The sequence below is a fragment of the Motilimonas eburnea genome, assembly GCF_021295345.1.
GTDB classification, from domain to species: Bacteria; Pseudomonadota; Gammaproteobacteria; order Enterobacterales; family CBDFNC01; genus Motilimonas; species Motilimonas eburnea.
In genome coordinates, this window is record NZ_JAIMJB010000009.1 from 120,482 (window position 1) to 145,908 (window position 25,427).

The window sequence follows — 25,427 nt, forward strand, 5'->3', positions numbered from 1 at the left end:
AATAACATATTCCTTGCCGATGTTGTTATTGAATCGCCAAGGGAACCCTTCTTCGACCCATATCAAGGGCGGACGGCATCAAGTTACGTTAAAATCTTCAATAGCGCATTTTGAGTCAGAACTTAACTTATTGTAAATAATAGGCTTACTGCATTCATTTTGATGCTTAATGATTCCCTTAGACTTGACTGACTCGTGATCAAACAGTCTTGTGATTAAATTTAGGAATGAACATGTTCAATCGCTCATCATGCTTTTATCTGGCTAGTGCTTTATTGGTGGCTATTTTGTTTGTCAGTTTAGATAGCATCGCATTGCAAACTCAAGTGCCCGAGTATTACAAAAACGCCATCAATTTGATGTTAAGTAGTCCGATGGGGGTCCCCATTATTGTGGTAATGGCATTCGCTATGGCTGGGATCGTTTTTATGCTGTTCAATGCCCAGTATATGCGCCATATCGTGTTGATTTACGTGATTGGCTTGGCGTTATTTTATGGTTTTGTCAGTTTGGTTGACCATCTCGCTAGCGCGCCAGTTGAGCCCCAAGAAGTGACCTCGAACGAAGCGGTGGTTGAGCAACAACGGCCCAGAAGGCCAGTAGAAGATGAAGCGGTGCGTGGCTGGTTGAAGCAAACGCTGATTCAAGAAGCGGAAAAAGAAGATACGCGTTTAACCCTTAGCTCGGGGGTTATCTTAGTCCTTATGGCTGTCATCATCTTGTTGATCCTAGCGCCTAGATGGCAGCAAAGGCGTCAGGCTAGCGACAGCTTAGCTGAGACACCACCACCATTAGCCAACCTCGCCAAACAGCAAGCCAAGCAAATGCAGGCCAGCTCAAGTAGCGCCAAAGCACAAATCATTAATTGTTATCAGCAGTTACTGAGTTTATTAGCGCAAGAATACAAGTTAGTACGCCATCCGGCGCAAACTGCACAGGAATTTTATGTGCAGCTTAAACAGGCGCAGTTACCGGCTGAGCCTTTGTATCAACTGACGTTAATATTTGAAAAGGCCTGCTATAGCCAAGTTGATTTTGTGAGTGAGGAAGTGGCTAAGGCGATCACCTATTTAGACGAAATATCACAGGCCAAATCTTGATGAAAGCAACCTTTAATACCGTCAGAAAATTAATCCTATTTGTGTTAGTGAGTGCGCTGATTTGTATGGTGCTGGTTACATTCAAACCAGCATGGTTGGTGGATGGGTTAACTTGGTTACTGTCCATCCCACGGGTGTTTATTTGGGCAGGGTTAATTCTATTGCTCTTCTTTATTGCCCTGCAACGAATTAAGCGGGCTGATCTTAGGATGCCGGTGCTGTTGGTGAATCATCAAGTTGAGCAAGAAAAGGATGTACACCTATTACAGCAGTTAAGTGAACTATTTGTCGCAGGGAATGAGCAGCGTTTACATGGTCATGTTAAGCATTTATACCTCAAACAGTATTGCCAGCAGCATCAGCTCAATAGCCGAGATGGGTTAAAGCAACTAATGACAGATCAAAGCATTAGCCTTGAATTAAAGCAGGCCATGTCGTTTAAGGTAACCCCTAATTGGCGACAAACCTTAAGTTTTGGCCACTGGCCAATTTCAGGGCGGGCCTATTTACCCCATGCCATGGCCATTTTGGCTGCCTTAAAGCAAAGTGCAGATTTAACCTAAGGAGTAGTTTATGAATTCAACCCCATTGAACGCAGCCCAGATCCCGTCAATATGCGCCGCGGTGTTAGCCGAAGTGGAACAAGCCATCATAGGTAAGCGACCTGTGTTAGAGCAAGTGTTAGCGGCATTGCTGGCCCAAGGCCATGTATTACTGGAAGACAACCCTGGCGTGGCGAAAACACAAATTGCGAAAAGCTTTGCTCGGGTACTTGGCCTTGATTTTAAGCGCATTCAATTTACCCCAGATTTATTGCCTGGCGATATCCTGGGCGGGTTTATATTTGATCGTCAGTCAAATCAGTTTCAGTTGAAAAAAGGCCCTCTATTTACCTCGGTGTTGTTGGCAGATGAAATCAACCGTGCATCCCCGAAGGCACAATCGGCATTACTTGAAGCGATGGAAGAAAAGCAAGTCACCTTAGACGGGGAAACCTTACCCTTGCCGCAACCGTTTTTTGTGATGGCAACGCAAAACCCCATTGAATACGAATCCACGTTTCCCTTACCTGAAGCTCAGCTCGATCGGTTTTTGCTTAAATTATCGGTGGGCTATCCAACAGAGCAGCAAGAGATTGCCATTTTGCAGGCAAGACAATCACGTCAATCAGCGCAGCCGCAATTAAAGGTGATCACGGATCAAGCCCAGTTAGTGGCGATGCAACAAGCCATTGAACAAGTGACGGTGAGTGAGGCGCTGCAATCATATATCGTACAAATAGTGCGTGCGACCCGTAGCATGAATAATGTGGTGGTCGGGGCGAGCCCACGAGCCAGCCTAGCCTTATTAGCCATCAGCCGGGCTTGGGCTGCGATGCAAGGACGAGATTACGTGTTGCCCGACGATATTAAAGCCGTTGCCGTGCCTTGTTTGGCACACAGGTTGAGTCTATCGCCTGAGTTGTGGGGGCAAGATCAAGCGGGCGAGAAAATCATCGCACAAATATTAACGACCATAGCGGTGCCGATGGAGTCAGGTCATGGCGCAGACTAAATCACTGCAGCTGACTTTCATTATGTTTTTGCTTCTTGGTTTGTTACTTACAAATGCAACCTTAGTGGCAATGAGTTTGTTCCCCCTCAGCTTTTTGCTTGTGGCAACGATGACTCAGCCTGCTTTGAAGCTTAAGCTGCGACGTGAGGTGACGAAAAATAACCATTACATTGTGTTGGATTATCACATTAGCAGTGAGCATGGCAACATCAGTCATCTTTACCTAAAGGAAAAGATGCCCGCCAGTTTAAAGGCGAAGGCGGCAGATGTTGAGTTGGTTGCACCATTAAAGCAGGGCGAGCCCTTGGTTTATCGCCATGAAATCCCTCTCAGTCGTGGCCAGTTTGACTTTAATCAGATAGAAGTGTCAGCTGCGGATTATATTGGCCAAGTTTACCAACGTGAAAATGTGTTACAACCTGCTAGCATTGCTCAAGTTCCCGCTGCGCAAGGGATGGGAAACATCCCGCTCAATTCACGTAAAACCTTTGGTTTTAATGGCGTGGTTGCGGCGGGTAAAGCGGGCACAGGCGAGGCTTTCTTTGGCTTAGGCCAATATCAAGATCATATGCCCAGCAAGGCCATTAACTGGCGAGCCAGCGCAAAGCATGAAAGTTTGCTTCTGGCTAATGAATTTGAACAAGACAGCAATATGAATGTTGGCTTGATTTTAGATGCGCGCCAGTTAGGTGCTATGGGGTCAAATGCGAGCAGCTCAGTCTTGGCTAGTGGGTTAGATTTGACCTTAACCTTAGGCTTAAGTATGGCAAAAAGCCTATTGCGCAGCGGGCATCGACTGGGGTTGCTGACGTTGGGACAGCAACTAGACTACGTATATCCTCAGTGTGGGCGCAGACAATTGCGTAAAATTGAGCAAGCCTTAACTAAGGTTGAACCTTCTAAAGCTGGCGGGCTTAACTTGTGGGCATTAGAGAATAAACCGGGGCTGTTTTTTCCCAACAAGGCCAATCTCGTGATGATTAGTCAGTTGCAGCACGGCGATTTACATTTACTGCAAGGATTGAAACGGGCTGGCTATTACTTGACGGTGATAGTGCCCGATCCTTCTGGGCTCGTCGCAGGTGAGCATCAACAGCAGGTTAAGGACTTGTATCATCTGCACCGAGAGAGCTTGCTACAAGAGTTTAAGCAGCTATTTAAGCAACATGGGATCACCCTGATCACTTGGCCCATGGAGCAAGAGTTAAGTCAGTTCTATCATCAGGCCTTAGTGCCGGCATTGCGCTTACAAAGGAGAAGAGGATGATCTTGGCTTTGATCTTACAATTATTACCTGTACTTGGCCTAGTGGGGCTGTATTACCCCAACGGTATCATGGCCATGGTTATCTTGGTGCTGTTTCCGTTTTACCACATGGATAAAAATGTCTCGGCGGTGATCTTTTATGCCACGGCGTTAGCGCTGGGGGTGATTGCGATGACCAGTGACGATTTTTACCCTGTGATGAGCTTATTTGCTATTGCTATGGTTGGCTGGCAGCTTAATCAGCAGCGTATTTCACAAGATACCATGGCGTCAATGGTCACTAAAGCCAAGCGTCTATCAATGTTAAGCCTAGCCACGCTTGTCTTTATCATCGGTCTCTACCATATCAAGTTTTCATTACCCATTGGATGGGCGATGGTTTTGCTTGTGCTGACGTTAGGTTTGTTTATGGCTGGATTATCAATCACGACGAAGCGAGCACGGATACGCTCTGAAGAAGGTAAAAGGATAAATTAATAGGGTCTATATAGATTCCACCGGCGTTTTGTTTTCTGCTGTGAGCTATCTATCTGTTTTTTATGGTTTGTTGATGCAGTATTGACTAAGCAGCGAAATGTTCCAAAGAAAGTCAAGTATGGTCACAAACTAGGGGTGGATATGAATCATTTTGGGCGAAATGCTCTGCTGGGTGTTGTTAGTTTGGTGTTGTTGGGGTGTGGCGGCGGCAGTGGCGGCTCGGCAGAGCAACCAACGGGCCCAACTGTTATCAGTTGTGATGTCGACCTGCCAAATTATCAGCCTCAGCCTGGCCAACCTGAAATTCGATTGCTGGGGGACAAAGTGACGGTGCTGAATGTGGGTGACCAGTATGTTGAGCCTGGGGTGATTGCGATGGACCCCGAAGATGGCGATATTTCAGGGCAAGTGCTGATGTTAGGCAGCGATAAAATTGATATGAGCCGCGTGGGAGACTATTTCTTACGCTATCAAGTGAAAGACAGTGACGGCACCCCATCCTTAGCTGAATACAGGATAGTTCGCGTGGTAGATGGAGAGCAAGTTAGTCGCTACAGTCCGAGGCTCTTTAGTGAAATGGATGCGATTTGGGAATTTTACGAGCAGCTACCCGTGGATTTTGGTCAAGACCCGAATAAGCAATATCCACTGCTGATTAGCAATCATGGCTGGATGCATTCAAAGACCTTTGATGCAGGGAATAACTTACAGGCAATGAACGAGACCAATGTAGTGAAAATGTTCAAGTCGCTGCAATGGGACAATACCTTGCCCTTCATCGTGCTGGCGCCCCAGCGTTGCCAAAGTGAACTCGGTGATCATGTGACCGCGCGACTCAATAGTTTTGTAGAATGGGCCATGCGAAACTATCCCGTTGATGCATCGAGGGTCTATATGACAGGGCTAAGTAATGGCGGTTTTATGACTTGGGATTACGCACAAAAATACGGTGATAAACTGGCCGGTGCAGCGCCCATAGTGATGGGGTATTGGCACGATATCTGTCCGGTAAAACAAGTTCCTATTTGGGCGTTTACAGCGGAAAATGATACCAGCATCCCTGCGTCACACGTGATCAATGCCGTTGAGACCTTGCGCCAATGTCCAGATCTTGGTGTTGAACCTAAGTTAACCGTGTTTAGTCGCGGTGGCCATTTAATTGACGACGAAATCTACAGCCTTGAATTTCTTGGTGAGGGCTTGCCTGAGTATGATGTGTACGATCAGAGTATTTTCGATTGGTTTTTATCTCACCAGCGCAGTGAGCACTGAGCGCAAGCTAAGCCTAAGCTTTACATTCGGCGATGAAAGGGGTAAATACGCCTGTTTAAACCGAGTTGCCACTCAAGGAAGGGATAATGAACGTGAGTCGATCTATGAAGAACACAGACTATCAAATAGTGTGTGTTACCTTAAACCCGGCCCTTGATTTAACGGGGCTCCTGCCAAATTTGTGTGTCGGTGAGCTAAATCGGGTTAACACCGCCAGTATGCATGCGGCGGGTAAGGGGATTAATGTCGCTAAGCTGTTATCTCAACTTGGGGCGAAGGTGGCCGTGAGTGGCTTTTTAGGCTCGATGAATGAGGCTGACTTTACCGCGCTGTTTTCCCGTTTTGACCTTGCCGATCATTTTGTGCGTGTGTCGGGGGCAACGAGGATCAATGTTAAATTAGCCCTAGCGCAACAAGAAAATGCTGTCACCGAGGTGAATTTCCCCAGCTTTAGTGTTGATGAGGCCGCGTTTGCACATTTACGGGAAACCTTGCTGGGGCTGGCAAAGTGCAAGCCCTTGTTTATCATAGCCGGAAGCTTACCTACTGGGGTTAGCGCGCAGCGCTGCAGCGAACTGATTCGTGATATACAAGCATTAGGCGCGCGAGTGGTGTTTGATAGCAGTAAGGCCGCCCTAAAAGCCGGCGTACACGCTGCCCCTTTTCTGGTTAAACCCAATCAGCAGGAGCTCAGTGAACTGACTGGACAACCCATATCTGAGCTTGAGCAGGTGCTCGACGCTGCTACCACCCTTTATCAACAAGGTTGTGCCAATGTGGTTGTTTCCCTTGGCGCACAGGGAGCTGTTTGGCTAAATGCGCAAGGGGCTTTATTGGCTATCCCGCCTAAGATGAAGGTAATGAGCACTGTGGGAGCGGGCGACAGTCTAGTGGCAGGCTTGTGTTGGGGTGAGCTTAATCAGTGGTCAAAACAAGCCAGCCTTCTTTTTGCTACTGCGCTTTCAGCACTTGCGGTAAGCCAAGTGAATGTTGGGCTGGAGCTGCGCAAAGATGCGCAGGCATTGCAGGAGTTAAGTCATCAAGTGGTACTACAAAGCCTGTAAAATAACGCGTCAGATCAAAGCCGAGTGAGGTAACAACCTGCCTGTGTTGTTACTGTGATCTGTCAACTTGAGCTCAATGACGTCTGCTTTGTATGATGGGCGCCATTTATTTTAACAAGTTGAGTATGATGGCCATTCAAATTACCTATTTTCCCATGTGGCAACGCCAATTGAATTGGCATAAACCGGCCCATAGCAAGTTGGCTAATGTCCCCAGTTATATTAGCCATATTATTTTATCCTTTGTATCACCTCAGCTTAGCTTTGATGGTGATCTGGATGCCAAGGTGAGCGATGTCTTTTTTGAAGGGGAAAGCCAACAACTGCAAGACGATAGCGGCTCTGGCAGCGGTGGTGCGACGTTAAAGCAACTCAAGGCATGTTTGGCGTTAACCCATGGCCAACAAGTACTGGTCTCTGTTGGCGGCGAGATTGGGGGGGAATTTGATGATAGTGAATTTGATAATATTGCCTTGTTGGTGGCTGAACTAGGCTTAGATGGTATCGATATTGATTACGAGCCAGCCGGATTAATGACGGCAACCCCAGCGCAAATCAAGCGCTATCAAGAGATCATTATCGGGTTTCGTCTTGCTTTGGATAAGCAAACGCAGCGCACGAGTAAATCCTATTTATTGAGCTGTGCTCCGACCGCTGTTGGCCTGCTCGGTGGTGAAGACGCCTACTCGAAGATGGGCATCACTGAACCCGCGTTGACGCGCTTTGATGCCAGTCAGCTCGGTCAAGTGGCTGAGCTTTGCAGCGATATAATCAGCCAGCTTACGGGCCTTATCGATGGGCCAGAGCGTGAACAAGAGTGTGCCATCGGTGAATTGGGCCAAACATCAACCTATCGACAGCCGGGCCTATGCCATGTTGGCACCGTGGCCAGTGCCTATGATTTTCCATCAACGGGTAAAATGGTCGACGTATTGTTGAGTGAAAACCCTGATAAGGCGAGTCAAGACCGTTATCCCTGTATCGGTAACATGTTGGATTTAGTGATTTATCAAGCTTACAACATGGGCACCGCTAATGTATTGGCGCGGATCCTTTGTTATGAAGCACACCGCTGTGTGTCTGACTATTTAGCGGGCTTGAGTGATGAAGCAACGGGTTTTGCTATTGGCCATGGTTGCCATGTCGGCAAAGAGGCTTGGCCACAATTTGCCTACACGCCCAAGCGGTTAGCTTACCTTTACGGCTATATTGCTCAATTTGGCCGCCCTCAAGACGGTGCCAGCTTTTGGAGTTATTCGAGCCCTTGTAGTGATGACTCAAATTATGTGCCTGATTATTCCGAGCCCAAGGAAAAGTGGTTTAGTCAAACCAGTGATGTGTTTTTGCACACCGCCAAGGTGCTTGGCTTGGTTGGCAGTCAAGACGTGGAACAGCACAGAGGAGAGCAACACGCTGAGCTGACTTAGCTGCGCATCAAAAAGGAGGCATGGATAGCCTCCTTTATCTTGTTTTCGCCTGAGGATTAAAGGACGACTTTCACATGATCTGAAACAGATTTGGCCATTGCGACGGCGATTTCTGTATCTTGACCACGACACAGGGCAACCCCTAAACGACGCGAACCTGCGATTTCTGGCTTACCGAATAAACGTATTTGCGAGCCAGGGATCCGCGCTAGGGCTTCACCGACTTGATCGTACTGAATATTGTTGGAATAACCTTCACCCAAGATAACACTGGACGCCGATGGGCCAAATTGTCTGATTTTACAGATAGGCAGGCCAAGAATGGCGCGAACATGCAGCGCAAATTCAGATAGGTCCTGCGAAATCAACGTAACCATGCCAGTGTCGTGTGGGCGAGGTGACACTTCGCTAAAGTAAACGTCATCACCTTTGATGAAGAGCTCAACACCAAATAAGCCGTAACCACCTAAATTCTCAACCACTTTTGCTGCCATGGCATGGGCTTTCTCGAGTACGTCGTCTTCCATTTTTTGTGGTTGCCATGATTCACGGTAGTCGCCATCTTCTTGGCGGTGGCCTATTGGTGCACAAAAATGAATGCCGTCCACGGCGCGAATGGTCAGAAGTGTGATCTCATATTCAAACTTAACAAAGCCTTCGACAATGACCTTACCTTTACCGGCGCGACCGCCTTCTTGGGCGTAGGTCCAAGCCATGTCAATGTCAAATTTTTCACGGATCACGCTTTGGCCTTTGCCTGAGCTGCTCATCACAGGCTTGACTACACAAGGTAGGCCGATTTCAGCAACGGCGCGATCGAAGTCTTCTTTATTGTCGACAAATTGGTAAGGAGAGGTGGGAATACCAAGCTCTTCTGCAGCAAGGCGACGGATTCCTTCACGATCCATGGTTAAGGCCGTCGCGCGGGCAGTAGGGACTACGTTATAGCCTTGCTCTTCAAGCTCAAGCAGTTTGGATGTCGCAATGGCTTCAATTTCAGGGATAATGTAATCGGGTTTTTCTTGTTGGATGATTTGCTCTATGCTGTCGCCATCAAGCATGTCTACCGTATAAGAACGATGAGCAACTTGCATGGCTGGTGCGTTTTCATAGCGGTCAAGGGCAATGACTTCGACGCCAAAGCGTTGTAGTTCAATGGCCACTTCTTTACCTAACTCTCCCGAGCCAAGCAGTAATGCGCGAGTGGCATTGGTACAGTTTGCGGTTCCTATCATATTGAATATCCCTTAATGTTAAATTTTTAATAGCTTACTTAAAGTAAGTTTAATTTAGTTTGATAACGGTCAGTTCTAGTTGATTAAGCTGCGTAAGCAGTGTTTTGTATTGGTTTGTCATGTCTATTTTTTGGCCTACCCGATGGGCGAGTACGGCTGTTTTGACGTCACCGAGGCCATATCCGGCAAAACGCAGTTGCGATAAAGCCGACTGTAGTGCGGGTAAACTCGGATTGTAGGCTGCATTTTCACTATAGCGGCCAATAAACCATTGTTCATCATGGGTTTGCAGCCCCAAGCTGTGGTAATAGCCCGTATAGGGCGCATAACTTAGATTGGCCTCGGCTATGATTGCCTGATATTGTGCTGGTGAACCAATTGGTTCACCGACTGGCTCGCCATTTGGTTCGTCAACGGCCACAAAGCACTGGGTTGGCTGCTGAAATAATGCCTGTTGGTTACCTAAATCCTGTGGTCCAAAACTATCGGGTAAAAGCTCGGCAAAGGGGCGATCGGGTTGCGATAATACTTGTACCGTGAGCGCTTCTTGTCCGGCGACTTCACGAATAAACTGACGACAATGGCCACAAGGGCTGGCGTTAACAAATAATTGCTTAATGCCGGTTTCTTGCGCAAGCCATGCGTTATTGATGGCCGCTTGTTCGGCATGGACACTTTGTCCTAAAGCCTGCCCAGCAAACTCTAAATTAGCGCCTATATAACCTGCACCACTGTTGCCAACCACTAATGCGCCGACGTTAAAATCCGATACTGGCGTGACCGCAAAACAAGCCGCAAAAGGCAATAAACTGGGCAGTTGTGCTGGCAGAAGTTGTGCCATGATCGACGCTGGAATTTGGCCACTAAAGGGGTGCTGGGCAAATGCTTGATGCATCTGAGCTTGGATTGGCTCAGCCAAGTGTTTGACGGCTTGGTTAAATACGTCGTTGTTCATCATCACTCCCATTCAACAAGTTATGTCAAAAATAGCATATAAAGTGAAAAAATGATCGGCGCTATCAAAGCCATTAACAATGCAGACAATATTAATGCTAAGGATGAATAAGCCCCGTGGCGTTCGCTTTGTTCAATGGCTCGCGCTGTCCCTAATGCATGGGCAGCACAGCCCATGGCTAAACCTTGGGCTTGGGGGTCTGTTACTCCGACTAAGCGCAGCCAAGGTAAACCAAATGCAGCACCCAGGATCCCGACCAGGATCACCACCGCAGCGGTAAGCGCGGGGATCCCGCCAATACTGTCAGTAATGCTCATGGCCACTGGGGTGGTGACCGATTGCGGGGCGAGTGACGCCATCAAGGCTGCATCGCCCCCCATGGCCCAAGCAAGGGGAATAACGATCAATAAAGACAGGGTTACGCCAACACTGCAGGCCAATAAAATAGGCCCTAATTGTTTTCGGATCTGTGATGCTTGTAAATACAAAGGTACTGCTAATGCCACCACGGCAGGCTCAAGTAGCCAGGTTAAGGGATAGGCGCCTTCGGCATAAGGCTCATAGGGGAGTTCAAAGACGAGATGCAGCCCAATCAGGCTTAGCATCGATAACAACACAGGATTCAAACAGGGCCATGCCAGTCTGCTGTAGAGTTTCTTAAAGCCAAAGTACACCAATATCGTCAGGGGCAGAGCAAGCCAAAACATTTTAGTTTACCTTTAACAGCCGTTGAAACAGATGACCCACAAGCGTCATCACCGAGAATGTGCCAATGACAATACAGGCTAACAAGCTGGCCCAGTGGGTTTGAACCATGTCGAGATAATTAATCAGCCCTACGCCAATGGGAATAAACAGCAGCGCCATATAAGTCAGCATGGGATCGGCCACTGGTTTTACCCACTCAACTTTTATGATGCCAATATTGAAGCTGACAAACAGCGCGACTAGGCCCAATATACTGGCTGGGAAATCAAACGGAAGGGCTGCAGCAACGGCTTTGCCACCGAGTAGGTAAAGCCAAATGATGAGTGCAGCACGCAGCAATAGCAACATAAAGGTAGAAACGCAGGTAATCAATGGATCAGTTGGCCATTGTAATTGATAATAAAGGCGTTTTCGAGTAGTTAGACCTGATACTTCATCTTGCTTGCTGAGCTAAATTGGCAATCGTCTAATACTTCATCTCGATGCCTAGGCTAAATTGGCTTGTGCCATGGCCAGGAATGTGCCCCGTACTGTATAGGGTGCGTAGTTTGACATTTTCTTCAAGAGCAAAATTGAGACCGAATCCAACCGCAATATCGTCTTTATCTTGATTGATCAAGCTGTTGTTTTGGTGAAATTCATGTAGGGTGAGCGTATCTACCATTTGACTATAGGCGATGCTGTTTTCGTCATACAGTTGGCCAAAGACTTCGAGGTTAACGGTCTTATCTTTGGATGAAACCAGAGGCAGTGCTAAGGTGTCATAATAACTGCTGTGGCTAAACGTTGAGTGCGCTAAGTCGGTATCAAATGTTGTTTGTTGGTAAATTTTGGCGAACGTACTTTTCAGTTTAGTGTAGGTTTCACGCGGTAGGTTAGTCAGATAAGTGCTGGTCGTCACGAAAGGATTGTCGACATCTGTTTCATTAGTTTTCGCATTAACCCCATTGGCGGTGAACAGTGTTGTTAGTAGCACTGATAGGACACTTGTTCGCAAACTTGCACGCATCCATAAAGGGCGAAACTTAAATGATGAACTGACTTTACACATGGTCGACTCCTTATACCATTTCCTCAGTATACAAATTAAGTCGTCTAAGAAAATCGACTTAAGGCGATAATTTGAGCAGGATCGGCTATTCCCAGGATTTATGATTAAAACTTGAGAACAATGAGTTTTTTTCGCTCGATCACCCTATTTGCATCTTTGTTAAAGGTATCTGTTATGTTGTTAGGTATATTTTCGATTGCGGGTAAGCTCCCCCGCTTGTTTAACCGTATTGATGGTCGGCATATTCAAGCGCTCCCTGTTCAAGCGCACGCTACAAAAGAGCGCATACAAGGTCTGTGCCAGTCCGTGTTTTTGGCGCTTTGTGTGGCGCTATTATCAGGGTGTCAGCAAGAGGTGACGCAAGCTGTAGCCTCGACAGAGACCAAGGCCAACTTTGATCTAGCTGACATAGATAACCAAGGTTTGGCGAACGGGGTGACGTTGGATTTTGAATTTTGCCTCGCAAATCAAGAAGCATTAATTAATGAGGTTAAGGCTCTTTATCCGCAGCTTCAGGTGATGAAGGCCAGTCGAGGGAGGATAGGTTGTGAAGTTGATTCAAACGGCCAAGGATCACAAGTGTTGGTCATCGGCAACACCGGCGTTGATAATTATCGGGCCCATTTTAATGAACTTTTACTCCATCCCAGTATTGTGCGCATCGAACGCACCTACTGGGAATAGCCCTTTATAGCCTATGTGGCTTAGCTGGTATAAGTGCTGCTAACGCTCGGCGACAAACTGGTGCAGCGCTTTTAGGATCTTACACTTAGTTTCATTGTTTTGATGCTCCATGTAGAGGGCTTCAAGCTCAGTAATAAACCGGCTGCCATGCTCGTCAAAATAGGCTTTGCAATGATGTTGCCAGCGAACTAACTCCCCTTCGTCTAATGTTTGCGGGAAGTTTCTAGCCCGATAACGAAATAACATCTCTGGCAGGCGTTGATCCTCGAAATTTAAGTCCATGGCGCCAAGGCGACTGGGCTCTGTTTCACGAATAATGGTGAATAAGGATTTGTCATTCGGGCTAAAAAAACCACCGCTGTAAAGTTGAGTCTCAGGATCATCTTGTGGTTCAAATTGGCGCTCTAGACGATAAACATCAACCAATTTTTGTTTTAATTCTGGGTGCTCCAGTAATAGGTTGAGGGATTGCCGACATTGTTGGCGGTTAATGCCAAGTTCATCGGCGCGTTGCTCTGTTAAGGTTTTAGCGGTGGCCACCACCGGACATTTGTTGGTATGAATCAGCTTGAGTGGCGGGCGAAGAATGCCCTCAGGTAATTCTGTCTGCTTGGTGTAGAGGTAGTCAGCAATTTGCGCGGCGCTCAAACTTAATAGTTGGCTAAGATCTTGGGTCAAATCCAATGCAATCACGGCGTTTTTGTTGGTTGGATGCCAATCAACAACGGCAATATATGACGCACATCCTTGTAGGGCTGGGAACATACCAGAGACATGCACTAGCGGGACTTGCTTGACAATGGCCTGATTGATGATGTCGGCAACTTGTTTTTTATCGCGCAGTTTAAACAAGTAATCATAAAGTTTAGGTTGTGCCTGTTTGATAAGCTTGGCCATGGCAATGGTTGCGCGTACATCAGAAACCGCATCATGGGCATGGGCGTGGCTGATGTCGTTGGCTTGGGTCAGCAGCTCAAGGCGAAAAGAGGGCACGCCAGTGTCTTCATCAATGACCCAATTAATGCCATCGGGGCGAAGGGCGTAGCAGGCTCTTACCATATCTAAAATGTCCCAACGTGAATTACCATTCTTCCACTCACGTTCGTAGGGATCGTAAAAATTGCGGTATAAACAAAACCGCGTTACCTCATCATCAAATCTCAAGTTGTTGTAACCCACTACGCAAGTGTTGGGCTGCATCATTTGAGTATGGATTTGTTTAATGAAAGTGGCTTCATTGACCCCTTTTGCCATGGCGCGCTGCGGCGTGATCCCGGTGATCAGACAGGCGACGGGGCTAGGTAAATAATCACTGGGGGGTTGACAAAATATTTCGATGGGATCGGCAATCTCATTGAGGTCTAAATCGGTGCGGATCGCTGCAAATTGAGAAGGCCGATCCGTTGCCGGACTTAAGCCAAATGATTCATAGTCATGCCAAAGCAGTGAAGGGGTGGGTTGTAACATGCCAGTCCATCAAAAATTTAAGGTTTAACGGCCATGATACCTGATGATTTGCGCCAGTCATAACCTGACTCAATATTTGTGATGAAAAATACCCACTGAGGCTTCCACTATGTGGAATTGCAGCTACCCTTAAATGAGAAGCAGTAGAAGGGAGCGCCCTTATGGAAGAAATAACGATTGCAAGATACGTCAATAAACGCCCTGTTACTTTTCATCGTGACGAAACCGTTGCCCACGCAGTGGAGAAGCTATTACGAGCGAAGCAAATAGGCGGGCCAGTCCTTGATGAGCATAAAAAAGTCATCGGCTGGATTTCAGAACAAGATTGTTTGCAAAAAATGATCGAGTCAAGTTATCACTGCGAAAGTGCCGCTCTAGTCGAAGACATGATGCGAACGGACGTCTTATCCCTCACCATTAATGCCAGCGTATTAGATGTAGGCCAGCAAATGTTAGGCGCCAAGCCTAAAGCCTATCCAGTGGTTGAAGATGAGCGCCTCGTTGGTGTCATTTCACGTAGTGATATATTAAAGGCCATCGATATGCATTTGTCGTCTTGCTATGTAAAAACCGCTTGACCCACATTGGACATCATAGCAACTCATTCTAGCTAAGGGCCGTGTTGGCCCTTTTTATTTATCAACATGCTGATATCTGATAGCATCGGCGCCCTACATTGTAAGAGGGTTAGGTTTTGTCAGACGCAGTTATCGCACTTAAGCAACGCATTCCACTTTGTCTTAAAAAGGATCAGTTTCGTTTCCAACGCCGAATAGAGGGGGCTGTTAAGAAATCGGCTGCCAGTGGCGCTGCAAAAATACTTGATAAAATTACTCAAGATGTAGAAAAGTCCATCGCCATTCGCCAATGGCGGGCGAACCATTTACCTAAGGTCAATTATCCCGAAAGCCTACCTGTTACCCAAAAGCGTGAAGACATTGCCAATGCCATTCGCGATAACCAAGTGGTGATCATTGCCGGTGAAACGGGCTCTGGTAAAACCACGCAAATTCCTAAGATATGTTTAGAGTTAGGTCGCGGCGTTGATGGCTTAATTGGTCATACCCAGCCAAGGCGATTAGCGGCCCGCAGCGTGGCCTCGCGGATTGCCGAAGAGTTAGACAGTGAGCTGGGCCAAACCGTGGGCTATCGGGTGCGTTTTACCGACCAGCTTAGTGATGAGTCTTACATCAAGTTAATGACCGACGGTATCTTACTGGCAGAAATCCAGTCGGACCGCTTTTTAAATCAGTATGACACCATCATTATCGATGAAGCCCACGAACGCAGTCTTAATATCGATTTTATCTTGGGGTATTTAAAGCGCTTATTGCCAAAACGTCGCGATTTAAAGGTGATCATTACCTCGGCCACCATTGACCCCGAGCGCTTTGCTCAGCACTTTAACGATGCGCCGATTATTGAAGTATCGGGCCGAACCTTCCCGGTAGAAATCCGTTATCGACCGCTAGAGGAAAGTGGCAGTAGCGATCAAATCGACGGCATTATCAGCGCGGTTGAAGAGCTTGGCCGAGAAAGTAACGGCGATATCTTAGTCTTCTTAAACGGTGAACGTGAAATTCGCGACACCGCCGATGCATTGCAAAAGCGCGATTTTCGCCATACCGAAATTTTGCCATTATTTGCGCGATTAAGCGCCGCAGAGCAAAACCGAATTTTTGCGCCGCACCGTGGCAGGCGAATTATTTTGTCGACCAACGTGGCGGAAACCTCATTAACGGTGCCGGGTATTAAGTACGTGATAGACCCGGGCACGGCGCGTATCAGCCGATACAGTTATCGCACTAAGGTGCAACGTTTGCCAATTGAAGCCATTTCGCAAGCCAGTGCTAATCAACGTAGCGGTCGTTGTGGTCGTGTCAGCGAAGGTATTTGTATTCGCTTATACGGTGAGGACGATTATAACGGGCGCAGCGAATTTACCGACCCTGAAATTCTGCGCACCAACTTAGCGTCGGTTATCTTACAAATGCTGGCCCTGGGCTTTGGCGAAATTCAAAAATTCCCATTTTTACAAGCGCCCGATGCTCGCAATATTAATGACGGCATGAAGTTACTGGAAGAGCTCGGCGCGGTAGATTTAACCGTGCGCGATCCCCGAAAGCGCTTAACTAAGATCGGTGTACAACTGGCCAAATTACCCGTTGACCCAAGATTAGCAAGGATGATTTTAGCGGCGCAGGATTTTAGCTGTGTTAATGAAGTGATGGTGATCTCGGCGGCGCTGAGCATTCAAGATCCGCGTGAGCGCCCCCTTGATAAACAGCAGGCATCCGATGAAATGCATCGCCGCTTTCAGGACAAAGATTCCGACTTCTTAACCTTCTTAAATCTTTGGCAATACATTAAAGAGCAGCAAAAAGCGCTCTCGGGCAGCCAGTTTTCTAAGATGTGTAAAAAAGAATACTTAGCCTACATGCGCGTGCGTGAATGGCAGGATATCTACACACAGATCAGACAAGTGATCAAAGAGCTTAGTATCAGCATCAATTCAACGCCAGCCGATTATGATGCTATTCATTGCTCCTTAGTCTCTGGCATGCTGTCTCACGTAGGCTTTAAGGACAAAGATCAAGAATACATGGGGGCGCGTAACAGTAAGTTTTACCTGTTCCCCGGCTCAGGTTTATATAAAAAGCAGCCGAAATGGTTGATGGTGGCAGAATTAGTTGAAACCTCTAAACTGTTTGGCCGCATTGGTGCGCGTATTAAGCCCGAGTGGTTAGAGCTATTGGCTCAACATTTAATTAAGCGCAGTTATAGCGAGCCTCATTGGTCGAAAAAAAGCAATGCGGTGATGGCGTTGGAAAAGCAAAGCTTGTATGGCATTCCTGTGGTGGTGAATCGCAAGGTGCTCTATTCCGATATCGATCCTAAGGTCTGTCGAGAACTGTTTATTCGCAGCGCCTTGGTGGAAGGGGAGTTTGACACCAAGTTTGCGTTCTTTAAACAAAACCAAGCCTTGCGCCAAGATATCGAAGAGCTTGAGCACAAATCCCGCCGCCGCGATATTTTGGTTGATGACCAAGTTTTGTTTGATTTTTACGATCAAAAGCTGCCCTCCGACATCGTCTCAGGCACGCATTTTAATACTTGGTGGCGTAAGCAAAGTAAACGTTTGCCTGAGTATTTAAATTTCGAGCGTGAGCAGATGATGGCGCACGACGCCGAGCATGTGACTGGCAATGCATACCCCGACCATTGGCATCAAGGCAGCTTTAAGCTCAAGCTGGATTATCACTTTGAGCCGGGGGCACCTGATGACGGTATTACGGTTAATGTGCCGCTGGCCATCATCAACCAACTCGAAGACAAGGGCTTTGATTGGTTGATCCCCGCACTGCGTGAAGAATTAGTGGTGAGCTTAATTAAATCCTTGCCCAAGGCATTGCGTCGTAACTTTGTGCCTGCGCCTAATTATGCCAGTGCCGCGCTGGCTAATATGTCGCCTGAAGATGGCAATTTACTTGATAGCTTAGCTAAGCAATTATTGCGCATGACGGGCGTGCGGGTTGAGCATGACCAATGGGACTTGCAAACCTTGCCGGAGCATTTACGCATCAAATTTAAGGTGCTCAATAAAAATGGCAAGGTGCTAGCCCAAGGTAAAGCGCTGAGTGAGTTACAACAGCAGTTACAAGGTGAGGTGCAACAGGCACTTTCTACGGTAGCCGATAAAGGCATAGAAAAAACCGATATTGTAGAGTGGGATTTTGGCGAGCTACAACAAGAATTTGTTAAAGATCACGGCGGCTATGAGGTAAAAGCGTTTCCTGCGCTGGTGGACAAGCGTGCTAGCGTGGCGATTGAGTTATTTGACAGCCCAGCGCGTGCTGAGCAAGCTAATCGTGTAGGCATGCGCCGACTCATGTTGTTGAATGTGCCTTCACCGATTAAGTATTTGCAAAAATCCTTGCCCAATAAAGCCAAACTGGCGATGTATTTTACTCCGTTTGGTCAGGTTAAAGATTTGATTGACGATTGTATCGCCGCTGCGGTCGATGTGCTGTTGAGCCAACATGCTATGCCGACAAACCAGCATGGGTTTGAGCAAGCGAGGGACCATGTACGCGCCAACTTAGATGAACAAACACTGGCGATAGCCACGATTGTTGAGCGCATCTTAACCTGTGCCAACGGGGTTAACAAAAAGTTAAAAGGCAAAGTGGGGCTGGATATGATCATGGCCCATGGTGATATCAAATCGCAATTACAAGGCTTGGTCTACAAAGGCTTTGTTTCAGATATAGGTTATAGCAAGTTACCCGATGTTGAACGCTATTTAAAAGCGTTAGCGCGTCGCTTGGAAAAACTGCCCGTTGATCCTATTCGTGACCGTCAACACACCCTTGAAATGGAAACCTTACTCAGTGAATACCAGGCCATCATTAAGAAATTACCCAAGGGCCAAGGGCAGCCTGAGCAAGTGGTTGAACTCCGGTGGTTACTTGAAGAGCTCAGGGTTTCCTTATTTGCGCAACAATTGGGAACCGCGGTGCCTGTGTCGGTAAAAAGGGTGAAAAATTTAATTAATGAGGTGAACGCCAGTTTACGCTAGGAAAAATTGTGCGGCTGGCTTGCTGCATTAGACTTTAGTCTATAGCTAGTAAGTTACTGATATGTAAATTTTATTTTTATTGGTGTGAATATTAATTCACATTTAGTGAGCGTATATGTAAAATACACTGGTTTTTTTACGGCTAAACGCTAACTTTGAGTGGCTTTTAGACGGCTAAAACGGTAGGATAGCTGCGAAAAAAGCCCACCAGATGAGCTTTTTTCAAAATAATAACAACATATAAGAAAGTGATGTAAATCCCATCCTTATTAAACTGCAGCACTGGGTTCAACATAATCGAGTGGCTGTGGAGATTGATTTGCTTCAGGGAAAGCGTTTTTCTGCTGATTAGCAAATTTAGGAATTCGCACCGAAATCCGGACAATCAGTCCGATAGCTGTAAGTAGGTGTATAAATTTCAAATAATAAAAGCTTGGGCAAATTAACGCCTCGGTCGGCTTTTGCCTGTTTAATTGGAAGGACGTGTCTATGACAAATAGAGAACAGAGCGCACAGGGTCTATATGTGCCAGAAATGGAACATGATGCATGTGGTATCGGATTTGTAGCTCATCTTAAAAACCGTAAATCTCATGAGATTGTAACTCAAGCCCTAGACATGTTAGCTCGCATGGAGCACAGGGGTGGACAAGGTTGTGATCCTTGTAGTGGTGACGGCGCAGGTATCTTACTGCAAAAGCCGCATGAATTTTTAGTTGAGCAAGCGCTAAAAGAAGGCATTACACTGCCTGCGTTTGATCAATATGGTGTGGGTGTTATCTTGTTCCCACAAGATGAAAACCAACGTGCACAGTGTCGTGAAATTCTTGAGCGCAACGTTGAGCGCTTAGGTTTAAAAGTGATTGGCTACCGCAAATTGCCAACCGACAACTCAATGTTGGGTGCCGATCCGCTTAGCACAGAGCCCCATTTCGAACATGTTTTCGTTACGGGTGGCGCGGATTGCGATCCTGCCGTACTAGAGCGTAAACTTTACGTATTACGTAACTACACTGTTCGTATTTGTCTAGAATCTGTTTCTGGTATTGAAGACAACTTCTATATCAACTCGTTCTCTTATAAGACAACTGTATACAAAGGCCAGCTAACCACAGAGCAAGTACCTCAGTACTTCCTAGACCTGCAAAACCCAAGCATGGTGACGGCGTTAGCATTAGTACACTCACGCTTCTCAACCAACACCTTCCCAAGATGGCGTCTAGCACAACCGTTCCGTTACATCGCTCACAACGGTGAGATCAACACGGTACGCGGTAACATCAACTGGATGAAGGCGCGTGAAGCTATCCTTGAGTCTGACCTATTCACTCAAGCTGAAATCGATATGTTACTGCCTATTTGTCAAGACGGTATGTCTGACTCGGCTAACTTCGATATGGCCCTAGAGCTGATTGTTCTATCTGGTCGTTCACTGCCACACGCATTAATGATGATGATCCCTGAAGCGTGGCAAGAAAACAAAAACATGGATCCTGCGCGTCGTGCGTTCTATCAGTACCACGCTAACATCATGGAACCATGGGATGGCCCAGCGTCTGTTTGTTTCACCGACGGTGTGCAAGTAGGTGCAACCCTTGACCGTAACGGTCTACGTCCATCACGTTACACAGTAACGAAAGACGACTTCCTAGTGATGGCGTCTGAATCAGGTGTAGTTGAAATTGCACCAGAAAACGTAGAATACCGTGGCCGTCTACAGCCAGGTCGTATCTTTGTTGCGGACCTAGAACAAGGCCGTATTATTTCTGACGACGAAGTAAAAGATGGTATCGCAAACGCGAAACCATACGAGCAATGGATCAAAGATAACCTGATCACATTAGACTCATTGCCTGCAACATCAAATAGCTACGAGCAGCCAGCGGCTAACGTACTGCTTAATAAACAGCAAGCGTTTGGTGTGACATCAGAAGAATTGAATGAAATCATTGTTGCTATGGCTGGTACCGCAGGTGAGCCACTAGGTGCAATGGGTGCTGACTGGCCGTTAGCGGTACTGTCGCACCAGTCACAGCATTTATCACACTACTTTAAGCAGCTGTTTGCTCAAGTAACCAACCCGCCAATCGATCCGATTCGTGAGCGCATGGTTATGTCACTTAAGACTTACTTAGGTAAAGACCAAAACCTATTGGCTGAAACACCTGAGCACTGTCATAAGATTGAACTTGAGTCACCGGTTATTTCTAACGCGCAGCTAGAAAAAATCCGTAGTGTTGACCACAAGCATTTACAAGCGAAAACCCTAGACATCCTATTCACCGCCAACGGTGAGCCAGGCATGCTAGAAAAAGCGATCAACAAGGTATGTCGCTACGCCCAAGATGCGGTTGAAGAAGGTTACTCTGTGATCATCTTATCTGACCGTAACGCCAACTCAGATCATGCGGCTATTCCAGCTATGTTGATCACAGGTGCGGTACACCATCACCTGATCCGTAACGGCCTACGTGCTAAAGCGGATATCGTGGTAGAAACCGGTGATGCACGTGAAACGCACCACTTTGCAACCCTAATCGGTTACGGTGCAAACGCGATCAACCCATACCTAGTACTAGAAACGGTTGTTGAGCTACAAAAGCGTAACAAGCTAGATGCGAGCGTATCAGCTGACAAATTGTTTGAGAACTTCCGCAAAGCGGTCGATAAAGGTCTATTGAAGATCTTCTCTAAGATGGGTATCTCTACGGTTCAGTCATACCACGGCGCGCAAATTTTTGAAGCCCTAGGTGTGAGTAAAGCCGTTGTTGATAAGTACTTCACTGGCACTGTAACGCGTATCGAAGGTCTCTCTATCGACGATATCGCGAGCGAAACGCTAGTGCGTCATCGTTTTGCTTACCCATTACGTGAAATCCCAGTAAAAACCCTTGATGTAGGCGGTGTTTACCAGTGGAAACAACGTGGTGAGAAGCACTTATTTAGCCCAGAAACCATTTCGCTACTGCAACAGTCTACCCGTAACCGCGATTACGGCATGTTCCAACAATATGCTGATGCAGTGAACGCACAAGGTGACAACGCCGTTACCTTACGTAGCCAATTTGTGTTTGACCAAGACCAAATCACGCCAATTTCAATCGATGAAGTTGAGTCGGCTGAGTCAATCTTGACGCGCTTTGCAACAGGTGCGATGTCATTTGGTTCTATTTCATACGAAGCGCACTCTACGCTAGCTATCGCGATGAACCGCATTGGCGCGAAATCTAACTCAGGTGAGGGTGGTGAAGACCCTACGCGTTTTGAGCCTAAAGCCAACGGCGACTGGGAACGCTCTGCAATCAAACAGGTTGCTTCGGGTCGTTTCGGTGTAACTTCGTACTACTTGACTAACTGTGATGAAATCCAGATCAAGATGGCACAAGGTGCGAAACCAGGTGAAGGTGGTCAGTTACCCGGTCACAAGGTTGACGACTGGATCGGTGCAACACGTCACTCAACACCAGGTGTGGGTCTAATTTCACCACCACCACACCACGATATTTACTCAATCGAAGATTTAGCCCAGCTAATTTACGATTTGAAAAACGCCAACCGTAAAGGCCGCGTTAACGTTAAGCTAGTATCAGAAGCGGGCGTAGGTACGATCGCATCGGGTGTTGCTAAAGCGAAAGCGGACGTCGTCCTGATTGCAGGCTACGACGGTGGTACAGGTGCATCGCCAATTTCGTCGATTCGCCACACAGGTTTACCGTGGGAACTCGGTCTAGCTGAAACGCACCAAACGCTACTGAAGAACGGCCTACGTAACCGTATCGTTGTTCAAGCTGACGGTCAGATGAAGACGCCACGCGACTTAGCCATTGCTACCTTATTAGGTGCAGAGGAATGGGGTGTTGCCACGGCTGCGCTGGTTGTTGAAGGCTGTATCATGATGCGTAAGTGTCACTTGAACACCTGTCCTGTGGGTATCGCAACCCAAAACAAAACCCTACGTGACCGTTTTGACGGCCGTGTAGAAGACGTAGTGACTTTCTTCCAATACATGGTTCAAGGTCTACGTGAAATCATGGCTGAACTTGGTTTCCGCTCCATCAATGAGATGGTGGGTCAATCACATATCCTTAAGGTACGTGAAGACATCAAGCACTGGAAATACAAGAACCTAGACCTAAGCGTGATCTTGCACAAAGCACTGCCGCGTGACGAAGACGGTATGTTCAAGCAACGTGACCAAGACCACGGCCTAGACGCAGTACTTGACCGTAAGCTGATTGAAGCTGCGCAACCTGCATTACTTGAAGGCAAAGCCGTTAACGCTGAGTTTGACATCATCAATACCGACCGTTCGGCGGGTACCATGTTGTCGAATGAAATTTCGAAAGTGTACAAAGACAAAGGCCTACCACAGCCAATGCACGTTAAATTCAAAGGTAGCGCAGGCCAAAGTTTGGGTGCCTTCCTAGCGAAAGGCGTGACATTTGAAGTAGAAGGTGACGCGAACGATTACTGGGGTAAAGGCTTATCTGGCGGTACGCTAGTGCTATACCCAGATGCGAAATCGAGCATTGTTGCTGAAGACAACATCGTGGTTGGTAACGTATGTTTCTACGGTGCAACGTCGGGTGAATCTTTCATTCGCGGTATGGCTGGTGAGCGTTTCTGTGTACGTAACTCAGGTGCCAAAGTGGTTGTTGAAGGTATCGGTGACCACGGTTGTGAATACATGACAGGTGGTGTTGCGATTATCCTCGGCAGCACAGGTCGTAACTTTGCTGCAGGTATGAGTGGCGGTGTGGCTTACGTTTATGACGTAAACGGCGACTTTAAGTCTAAGCTAAACGATGAGCTAGTTGACTTAGATCCACTTGAGCCAGAAGACGTAGCACTACTCAAAGACATGATCACTAAGCAGCACAAGCTAACCGGCTCACAAGTGGCTGAGCGCTTCTTGAACGACTTTGAAACAAGTCTGAAGAAGATGGTTAAAGTCATGCCAAGAGATTACAAAGCCGTACTACTAAGAAGAAAAGCGGAAGCAGAGCAGAAAGAAGCGGAGGCCGTATAATGGGTAAGCCAACTGGATTTCTAGAACATGGTCGTGAACTACCAGGCAAGGTATCAGTTCAAGAGCGTATTAAAAATAACGATGAGTTTGTCAAGGATGCTGAATTCGGCGCGAAAATCCAAACACAGGCTTCACGTTGTATGGACTGTGGTGTGCCTTTCTGTCACAACGGCTGTCCAATCGGAAACATTATTCCGGAATTTAACGACGCGGTTTACCGCGATAGTTGGGAAGAAGCTTGGGAAATCCTAAGCTCTACCAACAACTTCCCTGAGTTTACGGGTCGTGTTTGTCCGGCTCCATGTGAAAGTTCATGTGTATTGGGTATCAACCAAGACCCCATCACTATCTGTAACATTGAGAAAAACATCGTAGAAACGGCGTACGCAAAAGGTTACGCCAAGCCGAAGATCCCAACGGCGCGCACGGGTAAAACCGTGGCAATCGTGGGCTCAGGCCCTGCAGGTTTAGCGGCTGCTGAGCAGTTAAACAGCGCTGGCCACACCGTAACGGTATTTGAACGTGACGAAAAAGTGGGCGGTCTACTGCGCTTTGGTATCCCTGATTTCAAACTAAGCATGAAAGTCATTGATCGTAAGATTGACCTAATGGCACAAGCTGGCGTGAAATTTGAGGTTAACGTCCATATCGGTGTGAACGTTGATGCTAAGCAACTGCGTAAAGACTTTGACGTTGTACTCCTAACCGGTGGTTCAACCGTACCTCGCGATCTACCTATTCCAGGTCGTGAACTAAAAGGCGTTCACTTTGCGATGGAATTCCTAGCGCAAAACAACCGCCGTGCCAACAACATGGATCTGAAGACCGAAGAAATTCACGCTAAAGATGATCACGTTGTGGTTATCGGTGGTGGTGACACCGGCTCTGACTGTGTAGGTACGTCTAACCGTCATGGTGCTGCTAGCATCACGCAAGTTGAGATCATGCCAATTCCACCAGAGAAGCGTACCGAGAACATGCCTTGGCCTTCTTACCCTATGATCCTAAAAACATCGACTTCTCACGAAGAAGGTGTGGATCGTAAATGGTCTATCCTAACGAAAGAGTTTATCGGTGATGAAAACGGTAACGTAAAAGAGTTAGTGATTGCCGACATCGAATGGGAAGAAGCGAAACCGGGTCAACGCCCAGGCTTTAAAGAAATTGAAGGTTCAGTACGTTCAATTCCTTGTACTAAAGCTTTCTTGGCAATGGGTTTCTTACACCCAGAGCCGACTGGCGTCCTAGCTCAGTTAGAAATCGAACTAGATGATCGCGGAAACGTAGCGACTAACGGTTTCCAAACTAACCAAGCAGGCGTGTTCGCTGCGGGTGATATGCGCACAGGTCAATCTTTAGTGGTACGTTGTATCAACGAAGGTCGTGAATCTGCCCGTGCGATTGACGCATACCTAATGGGTAACACCAACTTAGAGTGTATCAATAACTCATTGATGCTCTCTGCTTAATAACGATATAAGTAACACCATTTCCAATTTTGCCAGTCCGAAGGGACTGGCTTTTTTGGTTTTTGGCAGACCGAATTTTAGTGATTTAATG

19 protein-coding genes are annotated in these 25,427 nt (G+C 47.1%); 13 read left to right on the forward strand and 6 right to left on the reverse strand.

Annotated elements, in window-relative coordinates; all coding sequences use genetic code 11:
- Positions 1 to 233 precede the first annotated feature (233 nt).
- The 8 genes from K6Y21_RS10905 to K6Y21_RS10940 all read left to right on the forward strand — a co-directional run bounded on the left by K6Y21_RS10905 (position 234) and on the right by K6Y21_RS10940 (position 8,160).
- A complete protein-coding gene (locus tag K6Y21_RS10905) occupies positions 234 to 1,100 on the forward strand; it encodes a DUF4129 domain-containing protein (RefSeq protein ID WP_233071878.1) in 867 nt (288 codons plus the stop codon).
- Complete coding sequence (locus tag K6Y21_RS10910) at positions 1,100 to 1,663, forward strand: hypothetical protein (RefSeq protein WP_233071879.1); 564 nt, start codon at positions 1,100 to 1,102, stop codon at positions 1,661 to 1,663. The genes K6Y21_RS10905 and K6Y21_RS10910 overlap by 1 nt, the downstream gene beginning before the upstream one ends.
- Positions 1,664 to 1,673: 10 nt before the next feature.
- Positions 1,674 to 2,654 (forward strand): AAA family ATPase, encoded by a 981-nt coding sequence (locus K6Y21_RS10915; protein ID WP_233071880.1) that lies wholly within the window; start codon positions 1,674 to 1,676, stop codon positions 2,652 to 2,654.
- Entirely contained in the window at positions 2,641 to 3,921 is a 1,281-nt protein-coding gene (locus K6Y21_RS10920; RefSeq protein WP_233071881.1) for a DUF58 domain-containing protein, read from the forward strand. Before K6Y21_RS10915 ends, K6Y21_RS10920 begins: the two co-directional genes overlap by 14 nt.
- Positions 3,918 to 4,397 (forward strand): hypothetical protein, encoded by a 480-nt coding sequence (locus K6Y21_RS10925; RefSeq protein ID WP_233071882.1) that lies wholly within the window; start codon positions 3,918 to 3,920, stop codon positions 4,395 to 4,397. The genes K6Y21_RS10920 and K6Y21_RS10925 overlap by 4 nt, the downstream gene beginning before the upstream one ends.
- Positions 4,398 to 4,538: 141 nt before the next feature.
- Entirely contained in the window at positions 4,539 to 5,669 is a 1,131-nt protein-coding gene (locus tag K6Y21_RS10930; RefSeq protein ID WP_233071883.1) for an immunoglobulin-like domain-containing protein, read from the forward strand.
- An 86-nt stretch (positions 5,670 to 5,755) separates the two neighbouring features.
- Positions 5,756 to 6,733, forward strand: a complete 978-nt coding sequence (pfkB, locus tag K6Y21_RS10935; protein WP_233071884.1) for a 1-phosphofructokinase — start codon at positions 5,756 to 5,758, stop codon at positions 6,731 to 6,733.
- A 125-nt stretch (positions 6,734 to 6,858) separates the two neighbouring features.
- Positions 6,859 to 8,160 carry a glycosyl hydrolase family 18 protein gene (locus tag K6Y21_RS10940; protein ID WP_233071885.1) on the forward strand — a complete coding sequence of 434 codons (1,302 nt, stop codon included), beginning with the start codon at positions 6,859 to 6,861 and terminating at the stop codon, positions 8,158 to 8,160.
- Between the two features lie 56 nt (positions 8,161 to 8,216).
- Here the strand turns inward: K6Y21_RS10940 and purT are convergent, their stop codons facing one another.
- The 5 genes from purT to K6Y21_RS10965 all read right to left on the reverse strand — a co-directional run bounded on the left by purT (position 8,217) and on the right by K6Y21_RS10965 (position 12,109).
- Positions 8,217 to 9,395 carry a formate-dependent phosphoribosylglycinamide formyltransferase gene (gene purT / locus K6Y21_RS10945; RefSeq protein ID WP_233071886.1) on the reverse strand — a complete coding sequence of 393 codons (1,179 nt, stop codon included), beginning with the start codon at positions 9,393 to 9,395 and terminating at the stop codon, positions 8,217 to 8,219.
- A 49-nt stretch (positions 9,396 to 9,444) separates the two neighbouring features.
- Positions 9,445 to 10,350: a cytidine deaminase gene (gene cdd, locus K6Y21_RS10950; RefSeq protein WP_233071887.1), complete on the reverse strand. Its 906-nt coding sequence runs from the start codon at positions 10,348 to 10,350 to the stop codon at positions 9,445 to 9,447.
- A gap of 20 nt (positions 10,351 to 10,370) precedes the next feature.
- Positions 10,371 to 11,057 (reverse strand): LrgB family protein, encoded by a 687-nt coding sequence (locus tag K6Y21_RS10955; protein ID WP_233071888.1) that lies wholly within the window; start codon positions 11,055 to 11,057, stop codon positions 10,371 to 10,373.
- 1 nt (position 11,058) lies between these two features.
- Positions 11,059 to 11,430: a CidA/LrgA family protein gene (locus tag K6Y21_RS10960; RefSeq protein WP_233071889.1), complete on the reverse strand. Its 372-nt coding sequence runs from the start codon at positions 11,428 to 11,430 to the stop codon at positions 11,059 to 11,061.
- A gap of 94 nt (positions 11,431 to 11,524) precedes the next feature.
- Positions 11,525 to 12,109 carry a hypothetical protein gene (locus K6Y21_RS10965; protein WP_233071890.1) on the reverse strand — a complete coding sequence of 195 codons (585 nt, stop codon included), beginning with the start codon at positions 12,107 to 12,109 and terminating at the stop codon, positions 11,525 to 11,527.
- Between the two features lie 174 nt (positions 12,110 to 12,283).
- Here K6Y21_RS10965 and K6Y21_RS10970 point away from each other — a divergent pair, with 174 nt between their 5' ends.
- A complete protein-coding gene (locus K6Y21_RS10970; RefSeq protein ID WP_233071891.1) occupies positions 12,284 to 12,793 on the forward strand; it encodes a hypothetical protein in 510 nt (169 codons plus the stop codon).
- Positions 12,794 to 12,832: 39 nt separating this feature from the next.
- Here the strand turns inward: K6Y21_RS10970 and sbcB are convergent, their stop codons facing one another.
- Positions 12,833 to 14,260: an exodeoxyribonuclease I gene (gene sbcB, locus K6Y21_RS10975; RefSeq protein ID WP_233071892.1), complete on the reverse strand. Its 1,428-nt coding sequence runs from the start codon at positions 14,258 to 14,260 to the stop codon at positions 12,833 to 12,835.
- A 161-nt stretch (positions 14,261 to 14,421) separates the two neighbouring features.
- Between sbcB and K6Y21_RS10980 the strand changes: the two genes are divergently transcribed.
- The 4 genes from K6Y21_RS10980 to K6Y21_RS10995 all read left to right on the forward strand — a co-directional run bounded on the left by K6Y21_RS10980 (position 14,422) and on the right by K6Y21_RS10995 (position 25,336).
- The gene (locus K6Y21_RS10980; protein ID WP_233071893.1) at positions 14,422 to 14,838 is read left to right on the forward strand and encodes a CBS domain-containing protein; all 417 of its coding nucleotides are present in this window, start codon (positions 14,422 to 14,424) and stop codon (positions 14,836 to 14,838) included.
- Positions 14,839 to 14,954: 116 nt separating this feature from the next.
- Positions 14,955 to 18,839, forward strand: coding sequence for an ATP-dependent RNA helicase HrpA (hrpA, locus tag K6Y21_RS10985; RefSeq protein ID WP_233071894.1), 3,885 nt, complete (start codon positions 14,955 to 14,957; stop codon positions 18,837 to 18,839).
- Between the two features lie 489 nt (positions 18,840 to 19,328).
- Positions 19,329 to 23,867 carry a glutamate synthase large subunit gene (gltB, locus tag K6Y21_RS10990; RefSeq protein ID WP_233071895.1) on the forward strand — a complete coding sequence of 1,513 codons (4,539 nt, stop codon included), beginning with the start codon at positions 19,329 to 19,331 and terminating at the stop codon, positions 23,865 to 23,867.
- Positions 23,867 to 25,336 (forward strand): glutamate synthase subunit beta, encoded by a 1,470-nt coding sequence (locus tag K6Y21_RS10995; RefSeq protein ID WP_233071896.1) that lies wholly within the window; start codon positions 23,867 to 23,869, stop codon positions 25,334 to 25,336. Before gltB ends, K6Y21_RS10995 begins: the two co-directional genes overlap by 1 nt.
- Positions 25,337 to 25,427 lie beyond the last annotated feature (91 nt).